A 14,402-nucleotide genomic window follows, 5' to 3' on the forward strand; every position below is an offset into this window, starting at 1 on the left:
TTGCCGGAACCGAGACTTCTCACTTTTTGTCGTCATACCGGGCCGGCTTGATCGTGCCTGATGCTCGAAGAAGATTGAGCATGCCGGCGCAGAAGCCGAGGATGAGACAAATTATGAGACCCCAAGGCGAAACGCCGAATAGTTTGTCGACGAGCCAACCTAAGACACCGCCTGCAAGAACCCCTGAAACGAATTCGGCCGAATACCTAAAGGCTTGGCCGATCGCGGTGTTGTCCTGCTTTGGTCGTTCACGAGGTTCAGCCTCTGCGTGCTGCACGGATGCTTGAGAGATCCGTGCATCGAGAGATTTCAGCCTCGTCGAAAGATTAGCATCGTCGGCACCATCCGGTTTCCGCTCATTTTCACCGTTCCGCTCGGTAGGGTCCGCCATCGCGATCTCCTGAAAAGCGTTGCGGGAAAATGCTTGGAAGCCTAGCCCCGAAAGACGGGCGCAACATATGAGCGGGGGTCCCCCCTGTCAAGGACCGTCTGAAAACATCTAAGTGCTTGATGCTGTTGCAATAAGTGCGTTTTTGGGTGTGCTTGGGCAGAAAGCACACACGTTTTTGAGGCTGAAGCGTGGCGGGGCTGAAAGCCTTACAGCATCGGGCCCACAAGTGCTTTTGCACTTTTGGGACCAACCCGATGCTTCCATTCCTAAACGAGAGCATCGTTCGGGCGGAAAACCGGAACCACTTTTCACTACGTGGCCCTACGGGTCGCTGGCGCGGCCCGCTGGGTCCGACGATGCTCTAGGCCACCTCAAGAATGCGCTCGGCGCTCTGGAGGTCGACCGACACCAGCTGCGAGACGCCCCGTTCGGCCATGGTGACGCCGAAGAGACGGTCCATGCGCGCCATGGTGATCGGGTTGTGGGTGATGACCACGAAACGGGTTTCCGTCTGCTTGGACATCTCTTCCAGAAGGGCGCAATAGCGTTCCACGTTCGCGTCGTCGAGGGGCGCGTCCACCTCGTCCAGCACGCAGATCGGTGAGGGATTCGTGAGGAACACCGCGAAGATCAGCGCAGTGGCGGTGAGCGCCTGCTCGCCGCCCGAGAGCAGGGTCATGCTCTGGGGCTTCTTGCCCGGCGGACGGGCGAGGATTTCGAGGCCTGCTTCGAGCGGATCGTCCGAATCGACCAGGGTCAGTTCCGCCGTGCCGCCGCCGAAGAGGGTGGTGAAGAGGTTCTTGAAGTGGCCGTTGACCACGTCAAAGGCGGCGAGCAGGCGCTCACGGCCTTCGCGGTTGAGGCTGCCGATGGCCTGGCGCAAGCGCTTGATGGCCTCGACCAGATCGTCGCGCTCGGTGGCGATGCTCGTATACTTGGCTTCGAGCTCCGTCAGTTCCTCGTCGGCGCGCAGGTTCACGGCGCCGAGGCGCTCGCGGTCGGCCTTGAGGGAGTGAAGCTTCGATTCGATTTCCGCATGCGGCGGAAGCTCGGTCACTTCCCGCAGGCCCGCCATCTCGATGAGGCCGGCAGGGGTGGTTTCGAGGTTTTCCGCGATGTTGCGGGTGATCTCGGCAAGACGCTGGACGGCGGCCTCGTGACGGGCCTGCGAACCGGCGCGGGCCTCGCGGGCAGCAGCCAGGGCTTCGAGGGCCGCGCGGGCGCTGCGGTCCGTCTCGGCAAGGCCGGTCTCCGCATCGGCAAGCCGGTCGGCGGCTTCCTTGCGGCGGGCTTCCGCCTCCTCGACCTCGTTGATGAGGGCGCGGCGGCGCTGGAGATAGGTGTCGGGAGCCTCCAGCAGGCGCTGGTGCTCGTCCTGGGCGCGCTCGAGGCGCTCGCCCAGGTCCTCCTGGGCCTTGGCGGCGCGGGCGGTGCGCTCGGTCCAGAGGCGGATATCGGAGGCAATCGAATCCTGGCGGCGGCGGCGCAGCTCGGCTTCGTGCATGAGCGACTGCACGGCGGCGCGCGCCTCGGAAGCGGCGGCGCGGCGCTCTGCGACGCGGGTGCGCTCTTCGAGCAGGCGGCTTTCGAGATCGGGCGCGGGAGCGAGATCCTGCAGGGCGGTCTCCGCATCCTGCACGCGCTCAAGCGCCTCGGCCTCGCTCTCGGAAAGGCGGGTCAGGCCTTCCTGGAGGGCCGAGCGGCGCTGGCCGAGTTCGGCTTCCTTGCGCTCTGCGACAGACAAACGGGTCCGGGCGGCGTCGAGGGCCTGACGGGCCTGACGGGCAGCCTCGATGGCCTGCATTTCGCGCGATGCCGCTTGGCGGACAGCTTCGAGAGCGCCTTCAGCCTCATGGCGCAGCTGCTCGGCCTCTTCGCGGGCTTCCGCTGCTTCACGCTCCAGATCGCCCAGGCGATTCTTTTCGGCCAAGCGGCGGGCGGCCGGGGAGGGTGCTTCGGCTGCGGTGGTGAAACCGTCCCAACGCCACAGGTCGCCTTCCTGCGAAACGAGGCGCTGACCGGGCTTCAGGAGGTTGCGAAGGCGCAGGCCGTCGGCGCGGCTCACCACGCCGATCTGGCGCAGGCGGCGCTGCAGCTCCACAGGGGCGCGGGCGACGTCGGCCAGCGAACGCACGCCGTCCGGCAGACGGGGGTCGCTCTCGCCGGCACCGGTCATTTCCCAGTGATGCGGGGCGGACGGATTGGTCGAGGCTTCGAGATCGTCGCCCAACGCGGCGCCGAGCGCTGCTTCATAACCCTTCTCGACCGTGATCTGGTCGAGGGCCGGGGGCCAGAGGTCGCCGGTGGCGGAGGTGACGAGCTTGGCGAGCGTCAGAACCTCGGTCTCGAGGCGCTGCGCCTTGCGCTCGGCCTCGTTGAGAGGCTGACGCAGACGGTTTTCCAGCTCGCGGGCAGCGGCCACAGCCTCACGGGCCTCGATCACGGCCTCTTCGGAAGCCTGGGCGGTTTCCTCTGCGAGCGCGGTTTCCTCGCGCAGGTCGTCGATGGGCGGGCCGTCATGGGTCGAGGAGGCGGACAGCGCCTCGATCTCGCGCTCCAGACGCTCCTTCTCGGAGCGGAAGCGTGCGGCGCGCTCCATTTCCTCGCGCACGGAGCGCTCAAGGGAGGCGCGGCGGGCATTGAGGTCGGAGGTCTGGGCCTGAAGGGCGCTCAGCGCCGCTTCGGCTTCAGCCAGTGCGGCTTCCGCCGTCTGAAGCCGTTCTTCGTTCTCGGCGCGAACGTCGTCGGCCCCGTCCGTGGTCTGGGCGATCTCGGCGGCCTCGACCTGAAGACGCTCGATGGTGGCTTCCGCGTCGGCGCGCTGAGCGGCCTCGCGGGCGATGTCCCGGTTCAGGTCGCCGATATGGCGCTCCAGCTCCACCACGCGGTCCTTGGAGCGGCGCTCCTCGGATTCCAGCTCGTTGCGGGCGTGGGTGAGGCGCTGCAGAGCAGCGGCGGCCTCGGCCTCGGCCTGGCGCAGGGCAGGAATGTGGTGGGCGGCAACCGCCTGGGCGGTGGCGCTCTGGGTCTGCGCCTCGGTGAGGTCGGCAACGGCCTTGAGGTCCTCGGCGACCTGGCGCTCGGCGGCGGCGGCCTGATCGCGCGCATCGGCATAGGCGATGGCGTACATCAGCGCTTCGAGGCGGCGGATCTCGGAGGAGAGATTTTTGTAGCGCGAGGCTTGGCGGCCCTGGCGTTTCAGGCTTTCGACTTGGCTTTCCAGCTCCCGGATCACGTCCTCGGCGCGGACCAGGTTGTCCTCGGCGGCCTTCAGGCGCAGTTCCGCCTCGTGGCGGCGGGCATGGAGGCCCGCGATGCCGGCGGCGTCTTCGAGGATGCGGCGGCGGGCCTGGGGCTTGGCCGCGATGATCTCGCTGATCTGGCCCTGGCGGACGAGGGCGGGCGAGCGCGAGCCGGTGGCGGCGTCCGCGAACAGGATCTGCACGTCGCGGGCGCGCACTTCCTTGCCGTTCACGCGATAGGTGGAGCCTTCCTCACGCTCGATTTTGCGCGAGATTTCAAGGACATCCGCATCGTTGAAGGCGGCGGGAGCCGTGCGCTCGATATTGTCGATGGTGAGCATCACCTCGGCCCAGTTGCGGGCCGGTCGCCCGCCTGAGCCGGAGAAGATGACGTCGTCCATGCCCGTGGCGCGCATGTTCTTGTGAGAGTTTTCACCCATCACCCAGCGCAGGGCTTCCATGAGGTTGGATTTGCCGCAGCCGTTCGGCCCGACCACGCCGGTCAGGCCCGGCTCGATCAGGAAGTCGGTCGGCTCGACGAAGGTTTTGAACCCTGCGATGCGAAGGCGCGTCAGCTTCATGGACACACCTTCGCGCCCCGCCCGTTAAGGGCAGGTTGAAGGGGCTTACTCGCCCAGCAGAGGCTTGATGACCTTTTCAATCTCATCGATCGACAGGCTTCCCGGATGACGCTGGCCATTGATGAAGAAAGTTGGCGTGGAGTCTACGTTGAATTGCTCCATACCCCGGTTCTTCACCGAATTGACTGCGTCATAAAGTTTCTGGTCCTTGAGGCAAGCATCAAATTTTTCCTGTGAAAAACCTGCCTGCTTCAGGAGCGAGCGGAGCCCATCGACGGGCTTGTCCACAAACGCCCAGTTTTTCTGCTGCTCGAAGAGCATGTCGGTGACGGGGTAAAACTTGTCGTTGCCGTCGCAGCGGGCGAGCATGAAGCCGGCGGTCGCGAGCGGATCGAGGGGGAATTCCCGCAGGATGAAGCGGATCTTGCCCGTGTCGATGTAGCGCTTCTTCAGCTCCGGCCAGGTGGTGGCATGGAAATTGGCGCAGTGGGAGCAGGTCAGCGAGGCGTACTCGATGATGGTGACCTTGGCGTTCTCCGGGCCGAGGGCCACGTCGCCGAGGGGGCCTGCCTGAGCCAGATCCTGAACGGCCACGTTCTGGGCGAGCGCCGGGAGGCTTGTGGCGACATAGGCGGTAACGGCTGCGGTTCCGAGAAGCTGAAGCGTCTGACGCCGGGTGATCATGTGAGGGGAACTCCTGAAGAGATGTGGCTCTGCGGTAGAATGCCTTGAGCGTGGAGGCAAGCGCCCGTTATCTCACGCTTTCGTGCGTGAACCGGAGCTGACGATGGCCTGGCCCAGCCGGTCCAGGGCTGCCTTGAGGCCATCTTCCTCAACACCCGCGATGGCGGAGCCGACCTTCGCCCTGTCGGCCTCGGAGAGGACGGGCGCCGGGGGCCGTTTCTTGTCAACCCGCCGCACGGGGCCTTGTTTCAGCACGATCTTTCCGATGCAGCGCCAGCCGTAATAGGTGTTGACCCGGTCGATGACTGTGGGGGCCATGTGCTGAAGTTCGAGCGCGAAGGCGCTTTCCACGCGGATGACGAGGGTGGCCGGCTCCGGCCTCGCCTCCGGATCCGCATGGGGGGCCTTTCGCTTCCATTCGATCTTCAGCGGCTGGGTGAAGGCGGCGAGCCGCTCGCCCACGATCTCGGCCCAGGCCATGATGATGTCCGAGGTGGCAAAGCCTTGTGCCGCCAGACTCGGGGAGAGACAGACGTCGAGAAACTCGGCGAGGGGGCGGGCCAGGGGCCTCGGTCGTCTCATGTTGAATGTCCAAAAGCCGCGTTGGAATATTTCGTTTAGACCGCTATTCCAAATCCCATGTTAACGCCCGCTTCGAGCGCGACCAAGCCTGACCCGCAGGACCTGCTTGCCTGGTACGACCGTCACCGGCGCGACTTGCCATGGCGCGCGAAGCCCGGCGAGACCGCAAACCCTTACCGCGTCTGGCTTTCAGAGGTCATGCTGCAGCAGACGACGGTCGCTGCGGTCAAACCTTACTACCTCAATTTCCTGGAACGCTTCCCCACGGTCGAAGCCTTGGCCGAGGCTCCCTCGGATTCGGTCATGCAGGCCTGGGCGGGGCTCGGCTATTATTCCCGCGCCCGCAATCTCCATGCCTGCGCCAAGGCGGTTGTGGAAAAACATGACGGCGAGTTTCCCCCGACCGAGGCCGAGCTTCTGAAGCTGCGCGGGATCGGCGCCTATACGGCGGCGGCCGTGGCGGCGATTGCGTTCAACCAGAAAGCGGCTGCCGTCGACGGCAATGTGGAGCGGGTCATGTCCCGCCTCTTCATGATCGAGGAGCCGCTGCCGAAGGCAAAGCCCCTCATCCGCGCATTGACCGAGGAATTGGTGCCGGAGGACCGGCCCGGCGATTTCGCGCAAGCGGTGATGGATCTCGGCGCAACCATCTGCACGCCCAAGCGCCCTGCCTGCGCACTCTGCCCATGGATGAAGCCGTGTCAGGCCCGCGCCGCAGGCCTGCAGGAGACGTTTCCGAAGAAGCAGAAGAAAGAGACAGGGCAGCTGCGCAAGGGCGCGGCCTTCGTGGTCTTGCGCGCCGACGATACGATCCTTTTGCGCACCCGCCCGCCGACAGGTTTGCTCGGCGGCATGGCCGAGCCGCCGACGAGCGATTGGGAACCCGCTTACGAGCCTTCCCGCGCCGTATTGGACGCGCCCATCGAAGCGCGCTGGCAGCGCCTGCCGGGCCATGTGCGCCACGTCTTCACGCATTTCCCGCTGGAGCTGACGGTGCTCTTCGCGAAAGTGCCAAAGGGTACGCCCGCACCCTTCGACATGCGCTGGACACCGCGTCTTCAACTGCATGAAGAGGCGCTGCCCGGTGCCATGAAGAAGGTGCTCGCGCATGCGCTGGGCGATCTGCCGGGAGCGAGCGCAAAAGGCTCACCTAAGAAGGCCAAAACTCCCGGTGCATCGGGATGATCGCCGGGTTTCCTTTTGACGCTTGAGCCGTCACGGTGATAGGGAATCGCAACCAAGTTACCTCATTCCCGCTTTACCGAGATTGTTCGATGGCCACGCAACCGGATGAGTGCACGGGCAACGCGAAGTCCGATGCCAGACGGCCCATCGCTGCCCGCAGCAGCGGCTTTGCGCAAAAGCTCACGCAAGCGCTTCTGAAAACCTCCTTCACGCCCAACCAGATCTCGGTGGCGAGTATCGCCTTTGCAGGCTTCGGTGCTTTGGCTCTCGCTTATGCGCCCGCGCATCCTCTGCTTTATCTCGTCGCGATCGCAGGCATTCAGTTGCGCCTGTTGTGCAACCTTCTCGACGGCATGGTGGCTGTGGAAGGCGGGCGCGGCTCTCCGGTCGGCGTGCTCTACAACGAGATTCCGGATCGCATCGCCGACACGATGCTGCTTGTCGCATTGGGATTTGCAGCAGGCTCTCCCTCGCTCGGATGGGCTTGCGCTCTCGCCGCTGCCTTGACGGCCTATATCCGCGTGTTCGGCGGCGCGCTCGGACAAGTTCAGGATTTCCGCGGGCCAATGGCGAAGCAGCATCGCATGGCGCTACTGACCGGCGCTTGCGCGCTCGCGCTTGTCGAAGCGTTCATCTGGCAGGAGCGCTATGTGCTGCTCATCGCCGCCTGGATCATTTTGATCGGGTCGCTCGTCACTTGCGTGACGCGTTTGAAAGCGGTCGCTGGCCGTATCGAGGAGCAGCCATGATCGACCTCGTTCTCATCGGCCTCACGCGCTTTCTCGTCGGCGGGCATGCGCGCTGGATCGGCACTCGCCCGGATGAGAAGCAGCGCATCTATTTCGCCAATCACGGCAGCCATATCGATACGCTGCTGCTGTGGTCCGCACTGCCGAAAACTTTGCGCGCGACGACTCATCCGGCGGCGGCTGCTGATTATTGGGGGCAGGGGACCATCAAGCGCCTCATCGCGCAGAAAGGCCTCAATGCCGTCCTGATCAATCGCTCGGGATCGTCGGCTCCCGGCGAGGCGCTGGAGCCCTTGCGCAAGGTGCTGAGCGAGGGACATTCGCTGATCCTGTTTCCGGAAGGCACGCGCAGCGCCAATCGGTTGCCCGGACCCTTCAAGAGCGGGCTCTACCGGCTTGCAAAAGAGTTTCCGAACGCGGAGCTGATTCCGGTCTATCTCGACAATCCCGCACGGGCGATGCCGAAGGGAGCCATGCTGCCCCTTCCCATCATTTGCAGCGCGCATTTCGGTGCTCCTCTCGCGCCGATCGAGAATGAGGAGAAGGAGCAGTTTCTGCAACGCGCGCAGGCTGCCGTTTCCGCGCTTGCTCCCCCTGCTTCCGAGGTCATGGCTTAAATGACGCTTCTTCAGAAATCCCTGATCCTCTTCGGCATCACCGGTTCGATCCTGGCGATTGCTTCAGGCATCGGCGCCGTGCTTGCCCGCAAGGCGGCATCGGACAGCGGAATAGCGACGGTCGAGAATCTGAATGCGCGCATCAAGGCCTGGTGGGTGATGATCGCGATCTTCGCGGCCTGCTATGCGCTGGGCTTCACCGCGACGGTGCTGCTGTTTGCGCTCACGTCATTCTACACCCTGCGCGAGTTCATTTCGCTCACCCCCACGCAGCGCGCGGATCACGTGCCGCTGGCCTTCGCCTTCTATGTCCTGCTGCCGCTGCAGTATTGGCTGATCTGGAGTGATTGGTACGGATTGTTCACGATCCTCATCCCGGTTTACGGCTTCCTTCTTCTGCCGAGCCTTTCGTCGCTTCAGGGAGACCCGGTGAATTTCCTTTTGAGGATCAGCCGCATTCAATGGGCAGTGATGCTCACCGTCTATTGCATCAGCCACGCGCCCGCGCTGGTTCTGCTTCCGGTGCCCGGATACGAAGGCCAGGGTTTCCTGCTGTTGTTCTTCCTCACCGCCGTGGTGCAGTTCAGCGACGTGATGCAATACGTCTTCGGCAAGCTGATGGGCAGGACGAAACTCGCGCCTGTCATCAGCCCGTCCAAGACGGTCGAAGGCCTGGTCGGCGGCGGCCTGTCGGCCATGGCGCTGGGCGCCGCTCTCTGGTGGATCACGCCGTTCTCACCGCCGGTTGCCGCCGCCATGGCAGGCATGATCGTGATCGCAGGATTCCTCGGCGGTCTATCGCTCTCCGCCGTGAAGCGCTCCATGGGCGCGAAGGATTGGGGAACGATGGTGCAGGGGCATGGCGGCGTTCTGGACCGCATGGACTCGGTGAGCTTCGCGGCTCCCGTGTTCTTTCACCTTACACGCTATTTCTATACCGTCTGACGCTTAGGTTATGCCCCAACAAGTGTCTTGTGACTGCGCTTGAGCAACGCGGCCAGCGCATTCGCCACGCGCGTCACGTTCGGGCGGTTGCGGCTGCGGCGGTGCATGACGAGGAAAATGTCCTCGATCAGCTCGCCTTCCGGCTTCACGATCTGCTTGAGGTCGGGATCGGAATCGCCGAGCCAGCAGGGCAGGAAGGCCGCGCCAAGGCCCGATTTTGCAGCCTGATAGCGGATGGGCATGTCGCCGATGCGCGCCGCGATGGTGCGGCCTTGCGCGAATTCGGCGACATAGGCCGCTTGCTTCGACAAGGTCGGATCTTCCGGCGGGGCGATGACGGCCTCGGGCTCGTCCGTGGTGGCGTAAATCGCGAAGGCGATCTGACCGACCTTGCGCGCCACGAGATCGTCCGTGCCTTCAGGCAGGGTTCGCATGCGCAGCGCGATGTCGGCTTCGCCCGAGGCGAGATCGAGTCTCTTGCGGGTGGGGATATAGGAAATCTCCACGGGCTCCGCGGCCTTGTGCAGCTCCGCGGAATGAAGCGTCAGGAACATGGCGACCGAGGACGTGGCCGTGATCCGCACCGGGGCATCGGGATCGGGGCGATAGGCGGCCGCCGTGCGCGACACGATGCCTGCCGCTTCTCCCATGGGAGAAGCCGCTTCCAGGATCGCCTGTCCGGCTTCCGTCAGTTCGAGATTGTTGGGGCCGCGTTGGAAAAGATCGAGTCCGACGGTTTCCTCCAGCGCCTTGATGCGCCGGGCAATCGTCGGCTGGCTCTGGCCTAAGGCCTTCGCCGCGCTGTTCATCGATCCATGAGCCACCACGGCCAGGAAAATTCTGAGATCGTCCCAGGACGGTTCTGTGAGCGCGAGGCGGAAGGGATCGTGAGAAGCGTGAGCCATGACAGGATGCTAAAACGTTTGACGGGGTTCGGCATAGAGAGAATGTTCCGGCCTTGGGGACAAGCCCTCGTTGGGGATGGGGCGATCATCGCCGGAAGCGGGTTCCCCTGCAGCCCGTCAGCCGCATGAGAGCGTTCTACGGTTTTGGCGAGGGTCGAGGGCTTCACAAGTTTGAAGGCATGGGCGAGAAGCACACATTCTTCAATCAGGAGCGGCGACCATGCGCGGCACCCTTTCATCCGGCGGCTTCGAGCTGGCCTATTCCGTCGAGGGGCATGGCATGCCTGCCATCGTGATCGGCAGCGCGGTCTATTATGCGCGGGTCTTCTCGAAGGGCCTGAGGCAATCCCTGCAGTTGATCTTCATGGATCATCGCGGCTTCGCGAAATCTTCGCGGGATATGAAGCCGGAGGACTACACCCTCGACGTCGTTCTCGACGATATCGATCTCGTGCGGCGCCATCTCGGGCATGAGAAGGTGATCGTTATCGGGCATTCGGGCCATGGCTACATGGCGCTGGAATATGCCAAGCGCTATCCAAGCCATGTCTCCCATGTGGTGATGATCGGCACCGGCCCGAGCCATAGCGCGGCGCATCAGGAAGCCTCGGAACGCTATTGGCAGGAATCCGTCTGTCCGGAACGAAAGGCGAAGCTCGCGAGCGATCTCGCCTTGTTGCCGGGCGAGATCGAGGCCGCGCCCGACAAGCGCTTCATCACCTTCTGCATTCGTCTCGGCGCGAAGAGCTGGTACGATCACACCTATGATGCCACGCTTCTCTGGGAGGGCGTGCATGTGAACATGCCCGTGTTCGACCATCTTTGGGGCGAGACGTTCCGCGATCTCGATGTGCAAAAAGGCTTGGACAAGCTCGACATCCCGGTCTTCCTCGCACTCGGCCGCTACGATTATCTCGTCGCGCCTTATGCGACCTGGGATGCCTATCGCGGCAGCTTCCGCGATTTGACTGTTCGCGTGTTCGAAAAGAGCGGGCACACGCCGCAGCTTGAGGAGAGCGAGCTCTTCGATGCGGAGTTGTTGGAGTGGCTCTCGTCCAGCTAATGCCGTGCTGAAATGAAAATGGCCGGGACAAGCCCGGCCATGACGAAGAGAAAATGTGCTTAAGCGTTACGCCGCCATTTCCGCCCGCACCTTCGTGCGGAACTCGTCGATGGAGATGAGCTTGCCGCCTCTCTCCACGTTCCAGAAGGTCCAGCCGTTGCAGGAGGGGAAGCCCTGCGTGAGTGCGCCGATCTTGTGGATCGAGCCGACGATGGGGCCGAGCGCCAGCGTTCCGTCGGCGCGCACTACGGCCTTGTGACGGCGGCGTTCGTCCACCAGAACCTCGCCGGCCTTCACGTAACCGCCCTCGATGAGGGAAAGGAACGGCACGCGCACTTCCGTGCGCTTCTCCGGCGGAGCAGCGACCGATACGTCGTCGAGCGGCACGACCGCGTCGATGCGCTTGCGCGCAGCCTTCGCATAGGTCGGATCGCGCTCCAGGCCGATGAAGTTGCGGCCGAGCAATTTCGCGACGGCGCCGGTGGTGCCGGAGCCGAAGAAGGGATCGAGCACCACGTCGCCCGGATTGGACGAGGAGAGCAGGATGCGGGCGAGAAGAGCTTCCGGCTTCTGCGTCGGATGCACCTTTTTACCTTCCGCATCTTTCAAGCGCTCGTCGCCGGTGCAGATCGGGATGAACCAATCCGAGCGCATCTGCACGTCTTCATTGCCGGCTTTCAGCGCATCGTAATGGAAGGTATAGCCCTTCGAATCCGCGCCGCGCGAAGCCCAGATCATGGTCTCGTGCGCGTTGGTGAAGCGGCGTCCCTTGAAGTTCGGCATCGGGTTGGCTTTACGCCACACGATGTCGTTGAGGATCCAGAAATCGAGATCCTGCAAGGCCGCGCCCACGCGGAAAATGTTGTGATAGGAGCCGATGACCCACAGCGTCGCGTTCTTCTTCATCACGCGGCGCACGGCGGAGAGCCACGCGCGGGTGAACGCATCGTAATCGGCAAAGCTCGCGAACTTGTCCCAGTCGTCGTCGACGGCATCGACGAGGCTCTGGTCCGGGCGCGTCAGCGCCTGTTCGAGCTGGAGATTGTATGGCGGGTCTGCGAAGACCACGTCCACGCTCTCAGGCGGAAGCTTCTCGAGATTGGCAATGCAATCGCCGAGAAGAATCTCATTGAGAGGAAGAGACTTCGGCAGGACGGAGAGGGGCGTTTTACGCCCCGTCCGAGGAGCCGGCGCAGACCGCCCGGTACGCGAGACACTAATCCGGGAGGCGGCGCCGGCAGCCCCGGTACGCGAGGTACCCATGGGTGATCACCGGTTACGCAACTGACACTCAGGATCATCGTCCGTTAGGGTAAAGAACGCGTTTATGACGGAGAAAAAATACGTGCTATTTTGGGTCGGCAAAACTTGCCGACTTATTGAAAAGATTGAGCTTTTTGTATTAACGCACGTTAGGTTTGGTTACAGGTCCAGTAACCCTTGTTTCAAGGGCGCAAAACTCAACCGATGAAACGGGCAGGGACCGTCGGTGGCGAGCACCTGAAGATGCACCTTGGTGCTGTAGCCCGCGTTGCTCGCGAATCCATAAGACGGATAGGCCTCGGAAAGGCGCGCCATCATGCGGTCGCGTACCACTTTCGCGACGATGGAGGCGGCTGCAATCGATGCAATCTTCGAATCGCCCTTGATCACCGCTTCCGTCACGCAGGGCAGGCGCGGTGGGTCGTTGCCGTCCACGAACGCCATGTCGGGCGTGCAGGGAAGGGCCGCCATGGCGCGGCACATGGCCAGCAGCGATGCCTGCCGGATATTGATGGTGTCGATCTCCGCATGGGACACCGAAGCGATGCCGACCTTCGCCGTGGCAAGGATTTCCGCGAACAGCGCCTCGCGCTTCTGGGCGGAGAGCGCCTTCGAATCCGCCAGGCCCTGGGGCGTGTTGTCGAGATCGAGCACGACCGCCGCCGAGACTACGGGCCCCGCGAGAGGGCCGCGCCCCACCTCGTCGAGCCCGACGATGCAGGAATAACCTTCAGCGCGGGCGGCAAGCTCGCGGTCGAGGCCGAGGCCGGGTTTTTTCGATAAGCGAATCGGTGCGGTCATGGGCGGGATCAAAGCGATTAAGAGCCGCTTCTATCATCACCCTCTACGCCTCGTCATCCCGGACAAAGCGAAGCGGAGATCCGGGATCGCATGCAGGATGAGGCGCCACTCGCGGCAAACGATCCCGGCTCGCCTTCGGCGTCCGGGATGACGTCCTGGGATTAAAATAGGCTCAGCTGCCCCGTCTCCTTGGCCGGCGCCCGGAACAGGTCCTTGCGCAGGGACAGGTTGCGCTGGTTCAGCCCGAGCCGCTCCGTCGCCGTCTCGAAGCGGCGGCCGATCATCCAGGCATAGGGGCCGACGCCCGATTGGCGCGTGCTCCACTCGGAATCGTAATCCTTGCCGCCGCGCGCTTCCTGCAGCAGCGAGAACACGTGCTTGAGCTTGTCGGGGTAGTGCTCCACCAGCCAGTCGCGCATCAGATCCTTCAGGTCGTGCGGCAGGCGCAGCAGCACATAGCCCGCCTCCTGCGCGCCGGCCTGCTGCGAGACTTTGAGGATTTCCTCGATCTCGTGATCGTTGATGGCCGGGATGATGGGCGCGACCAGCACGCTCACCGGAATGCCGGCCTCCGAGAGCTTGCGCACGGTCTCCAGGCGCTTGGCGGGCGCGGCGGCGCGAGGCTCCATCCTGCGCGCGAGCTTCGGGTCGAGCGTCGTGATCGAGATCGCGACTTTCACCAGATGCTTGTCGGCCAACTGGCTTAAGATATCGATGTCGCGCGTCACGAGCGCCGACTTCGTGACGATGCCGACGGGATGGTTGGCGCGGTTCAGCACTTCGAGGATCGAGCGCGTGATGCGGAACTTCCGCTCCACAGGCTGATAGGGATCGGTGTTGGCGCCGAGCGCAATGGTGGTCGGCTGGTAGCTTGGGGCACGCAGCTCTTTTTCCAAAAGCTCTGCGGCATTGGGCTTGGCGAAGATCTTGGTCTCGAAATCGAGGCCTGAGGACAGGCCCTGATAGGCGTGCGTGGGACGCGCGAAGCAATAGGAGCAGCCGTGCTCGCAGCCGCGATAGGGGTTGATCGATTTCTCGAAAAGAATATCGGGCGAGTCGTTCTTGGTGATGATCGTGCGCGGCTTCTCGATGATCACCTCGGTGGGCAGGGGAGGCAACTCCTCCTCGATGTCCCAGCCGTCGTTGAAGCTCTCACGCTGCGCGGGCTCGTAGCGCCCGCTCGGATTGGCCATCGAGCCTCGGCCCCGGCGGCGCTCCACCTCCACCCGGTAGGCCGGATCGTCCATGCGCTGGCGCGCCGCCTCCGCCGCCTCGATGGGCGAGCGCTTGGGCCTGAGCGGAGCGGGCTGATCCTTGAAACGGATAGACATAAAGAGCCTCGGACGAATCTGCGAAACAGAACATAATAAGAACAGAACATAATGAGAACAAAA

The 14,402-nt window shown here is 63.6% G+C and carries 13 protein-coding genes; 5 read left to right on the forward strand and 8 right to left on the reverse strand.

The window, feature by feature from the left end; translation table 11 throughout:
• Positions 1 to 19: 19 nt before the first annotated feature.
• The 4 genes from MHY87_RS05440 to MHY87_RS05455 all read right to left on the reverse strand — a co-directional run bounded on the left by MHY87_RS05440 (position 20) and on the right by MHY87_RS05455 (position 5,480).
• The gene (locus MHY87_RS05440; RefSeq protein ID WP_239350185.1) at positions 20 to 391 is read right to left on the reverse strand and encodes an AtpZ/AtpI family protein; all 372 of its coding nucleotides are present in this window, start codon (positions 389 to 391) and stop codon (positions 20 to 22) included.
• Positions 392 to 752: 361 nt separating this feature from the next.
• Positions 753 to 4,214 carry a chromosome segregation protein SMC gene (gene smc / locus MHY87_RS05445; protein WP_239350187.1) on the reverse strand — a complete coding sequence of 1,154 codons (3,462 nt, stop codon included), beginning with the start codon at positions 4,212 to 4,214 and terminating at the stop codon, positions 753 to 755.
• Positions 4,215 to 4,259: 45 nt separating this feature from the next.
• Positions 4,260 to 4,898 carry a DsbA family protein gene (locus MHY87_RS05450; RefSeq protein WP_239350189.1) on the reverse strand — a complete coding sequence of 213 codons (639 nt, stop codon included), beginning with the start codon at positions 4,896 to 4,898 and terminating at the stop codon, positions 4,260 to 4,262.
• 72 nt (positions 4,899 to 4,970) lie between these two features.
• Positions 4,971 to 5,480 carry a DUF721 domain-containing protein gene (locus MHY87_RS05455; RefSeq protein ID WP_239350191.1) on the reverse strand — a complete coding sequence of 170 codons (510 nt, stop codon included), beginning with the start codon at positions 5,478 to 5,480 and terminating at the stop codon, positions 4,971 to 4,973.
• A gap of 57 nt (positions 5,481 to 5,537) precedes the next feature.
• On the opposite strand from MHY87_RS05455, the gene mutY reads away from it, so the two are divergent.
• From mutY to MHY87_RS05475, 4 genes are all read left to right on the forward strand, one after another.
• Complete coding sequence (gene mutY, locus MHY87_RS05460) at positions 5,538 to 6,665, forward strand: A/G-specific adenine glycosylase (RefSeq protein WP_239350193.1); 1,128 nt, start codon at positions 5,538 to 5,540, stop codon at positions 6,663 to 6,665.
• 89 nt (positions 6,666 to 6,754) lie between these two features.
• Entirely contained in the window at positions 6,755 to 7,414 is a 660-nt protein-coding gene (locus MHY87_RS05465) for a CDP-alcohol phosphatidyltransferase family protein (protein ID WP_239350195.1), read from the forward strand.
• Positions 7,411 to 8,031: a 1-acyl-sn-glycerol-3-phosphate acyltransferase gene (locus MHY87_RS05470; protein WP_239350197.1), complete on the forward strand. Its 621-nt coding sequence runs from the start codon at positions 7,411 to 7,413 to the stop codon at positions 8,029 to 8,031. The genes MHY87_RS05465 and MHY87_RS05470 overlap by 4 nt, the downstream gene beginning before the upstream one ends.
• Entirely contained in the window at positions 8,032 to 8,976 is a 945-nt protein-coding gene (locus tag MHY87_RS05475; RefSeq protein ID WP_239350199.1) for a phosphatidate cytidylyltransferase, read from the forward strand.
• An 8-nt stretch (positions 8,977 to 8,984) separates the two neighbouring features.
• On the opposite strand, the gene MHY87_RS05480 is transcribed toward MHY87_RS05475, so the two are convergent.
• Positions 8,985 to 9,881 (reverse strand): LysR family transcriptional regulator, encoded by an 897-nt coding sequence (locus MHY87_RS05480; RefSeq protein ID WP_239350201.1) that lies wholly within the window; start codon positions 9,879 to 9,881, stop codon positions 8,985 to 8,987.
• A 220-nt stretch (positions 9,882 to 10,101) separates the two neighbouring features.
• Between MHY87_RS05480 and MHY87_RS05485 the strand changes: the two genes are divergently transcribed.
• Entirely contained in the window at positions 10,102 to 10,944 is an 843-nt protein-coding gene (locus MHY87_RS05485; RefSeq protein WP_239350203.1) for an alpha/beta fold hydrolase, read from the forward strand.
• Positions 10,945 to 11,010: 66 nt separating this feature from the next.
• On the opposite strand, the gene MHY87_RS05490 is transcribed toward MHY87_RS05485, so the two are convergent.
• The 3 genes from MHY87_RS05490 to MHY87_RS05500 all read right to left on the reverse strand — a co-directional run bounded on the left by MHY87_RS05490 (position 11,011) and on the right by MHY87_RS05500 (position 14,339).
• The gene (locus MHY87_RS05490; protein WP_239350205.1) at positions 11,011 to 12,207 is read right to left on the reverse strand and encodes a site-specific DNA-methyltransferase; all 1,197 of its coding nucleotides are present in this window, start codon (positions 12,205 to 12,207) and stop codon (positions 11,011 to 11,013) included.
• Between the two features lie 159 nt (positions 12,208 to 12,366).
• A complete protein-coding gene (locus MHY87_RS05495) occupies positions 12,367 to 13,008 on the reverse strand; it encodes a ribonuclease HII (protein ID WP_239350207.1) in 642 nt (213 codons plus the stop codon).
• Between the two features lie 161 nt (positions 13,009 to 13,169).
• Positions 13,170 to 14,339, reverse strand: coding sequence for a PA0069 family radical SAM protein (locus MHY87_RS05500; protein WP_370644844.1), 1,170 nt, complete (start codon positions 14,337 to 14,339; stop codon positions 13,170 to 13,172).
• Between the last annotated feature and the right edge of the window lie 63 nt (positions 14,340 to 14,402).

The organism is Microvirga sp. ACRRW (assembly GCF_022346925.1).
Lineage (GTDB): Bacteria > Pseudomonadota > Alphaproteobacteria > Rhizobiales > Beijerinckiaceae > Microvirga.

Coding starts and splice junctions, on each gene's coding strand:
- MHY87_RS05440 (WP_239350185.1), bottom strand. CDS start 391: ATGGCGGACCCTACCGAGCGGAACGGTGAAAATGAGCGGAAACCGGAT.
- smc (WP_239350187.1), bottom strand. CDS start 4,214: ATGAAGCTGACGCGCCTTCGCATCGCAGGGTTCAAAACCTTCGTCGAG.
- MHY87_RS05450 (WP_239350189.1), bottom strand. CDS start 4,898: ATGATCACCCGGCGTCAGACGCTTCAGCTTCTCGGAACCGCAGCCGTT.
- MHY87_RS05455 (WP_239350191.1), bottom strand. CDS start 5,480: ATGAGACGACCGAGGCCCCTGGCCCGCCCCCTCGCCGAGTTTCTCGAC.
- mutY (WP_239350193.1), top strand. CDS start 5,538: ATGTTAACGCCCGCTTCGAGCGCGACCAAGCCTGACCCGCAGGACCTG.
- MHY87_RS05465 (WP_239350195.1), top strand. CDS start 6,755: ATGGCCACGCAACCGGATGAGTGCACGGGCAACGCGAAGTCCGATGCC.
- MHY87_RS05470 (WP_239350197.1), top strand. CDS start 7,411: ATGATCGACCTCGTTCTCATCGGCCTCACGCGCTTTCTCGTCGGCGGG.
- MHY87_RS05475 (WP_239350199.1), top strand. CDS start 8,032: ATGACGCTTCTTCAGAAATCCCTGATCCTCTTCGGCATCACCGGTTCG.
- MHY87_RS05480 (WP_239350201.1), bottom strand. CDS start 9,881: ATGGCTCACGCTTCTCACGATCCCTTCCGCCTCGCGCTCACAGAACCG.
- MHY87_RS05485 (WP_239350203.1), top strand. CDS start 10,102: ATGCGCGGCACCCTTTCATCCGGCGGCTTCGAGCTGGCCTATTCCGTC.
- MHY87_RS05490 (WP_239350205.1), bottom strand. CDS start 12,207: ATGGGTACCTCGCGTACCGGGGCTGCCGGCGCCGCCTCCCGGATTAGT.
- MHY87_RS05495 (WP_239350207.1), bottom strand. CDS start 13,008: ATGACCGCACCGATTCGCTTATCGAAAAAACCCGGCCTCGGCCTCGAC.
- MHY87_RS05500 (WP_370644844.1), bottom strand. CDS start 14,339: ATGTCTATCCGTTTCAAGGATCAGCCCGCTCCGCTCAGGCCCAAGCGC.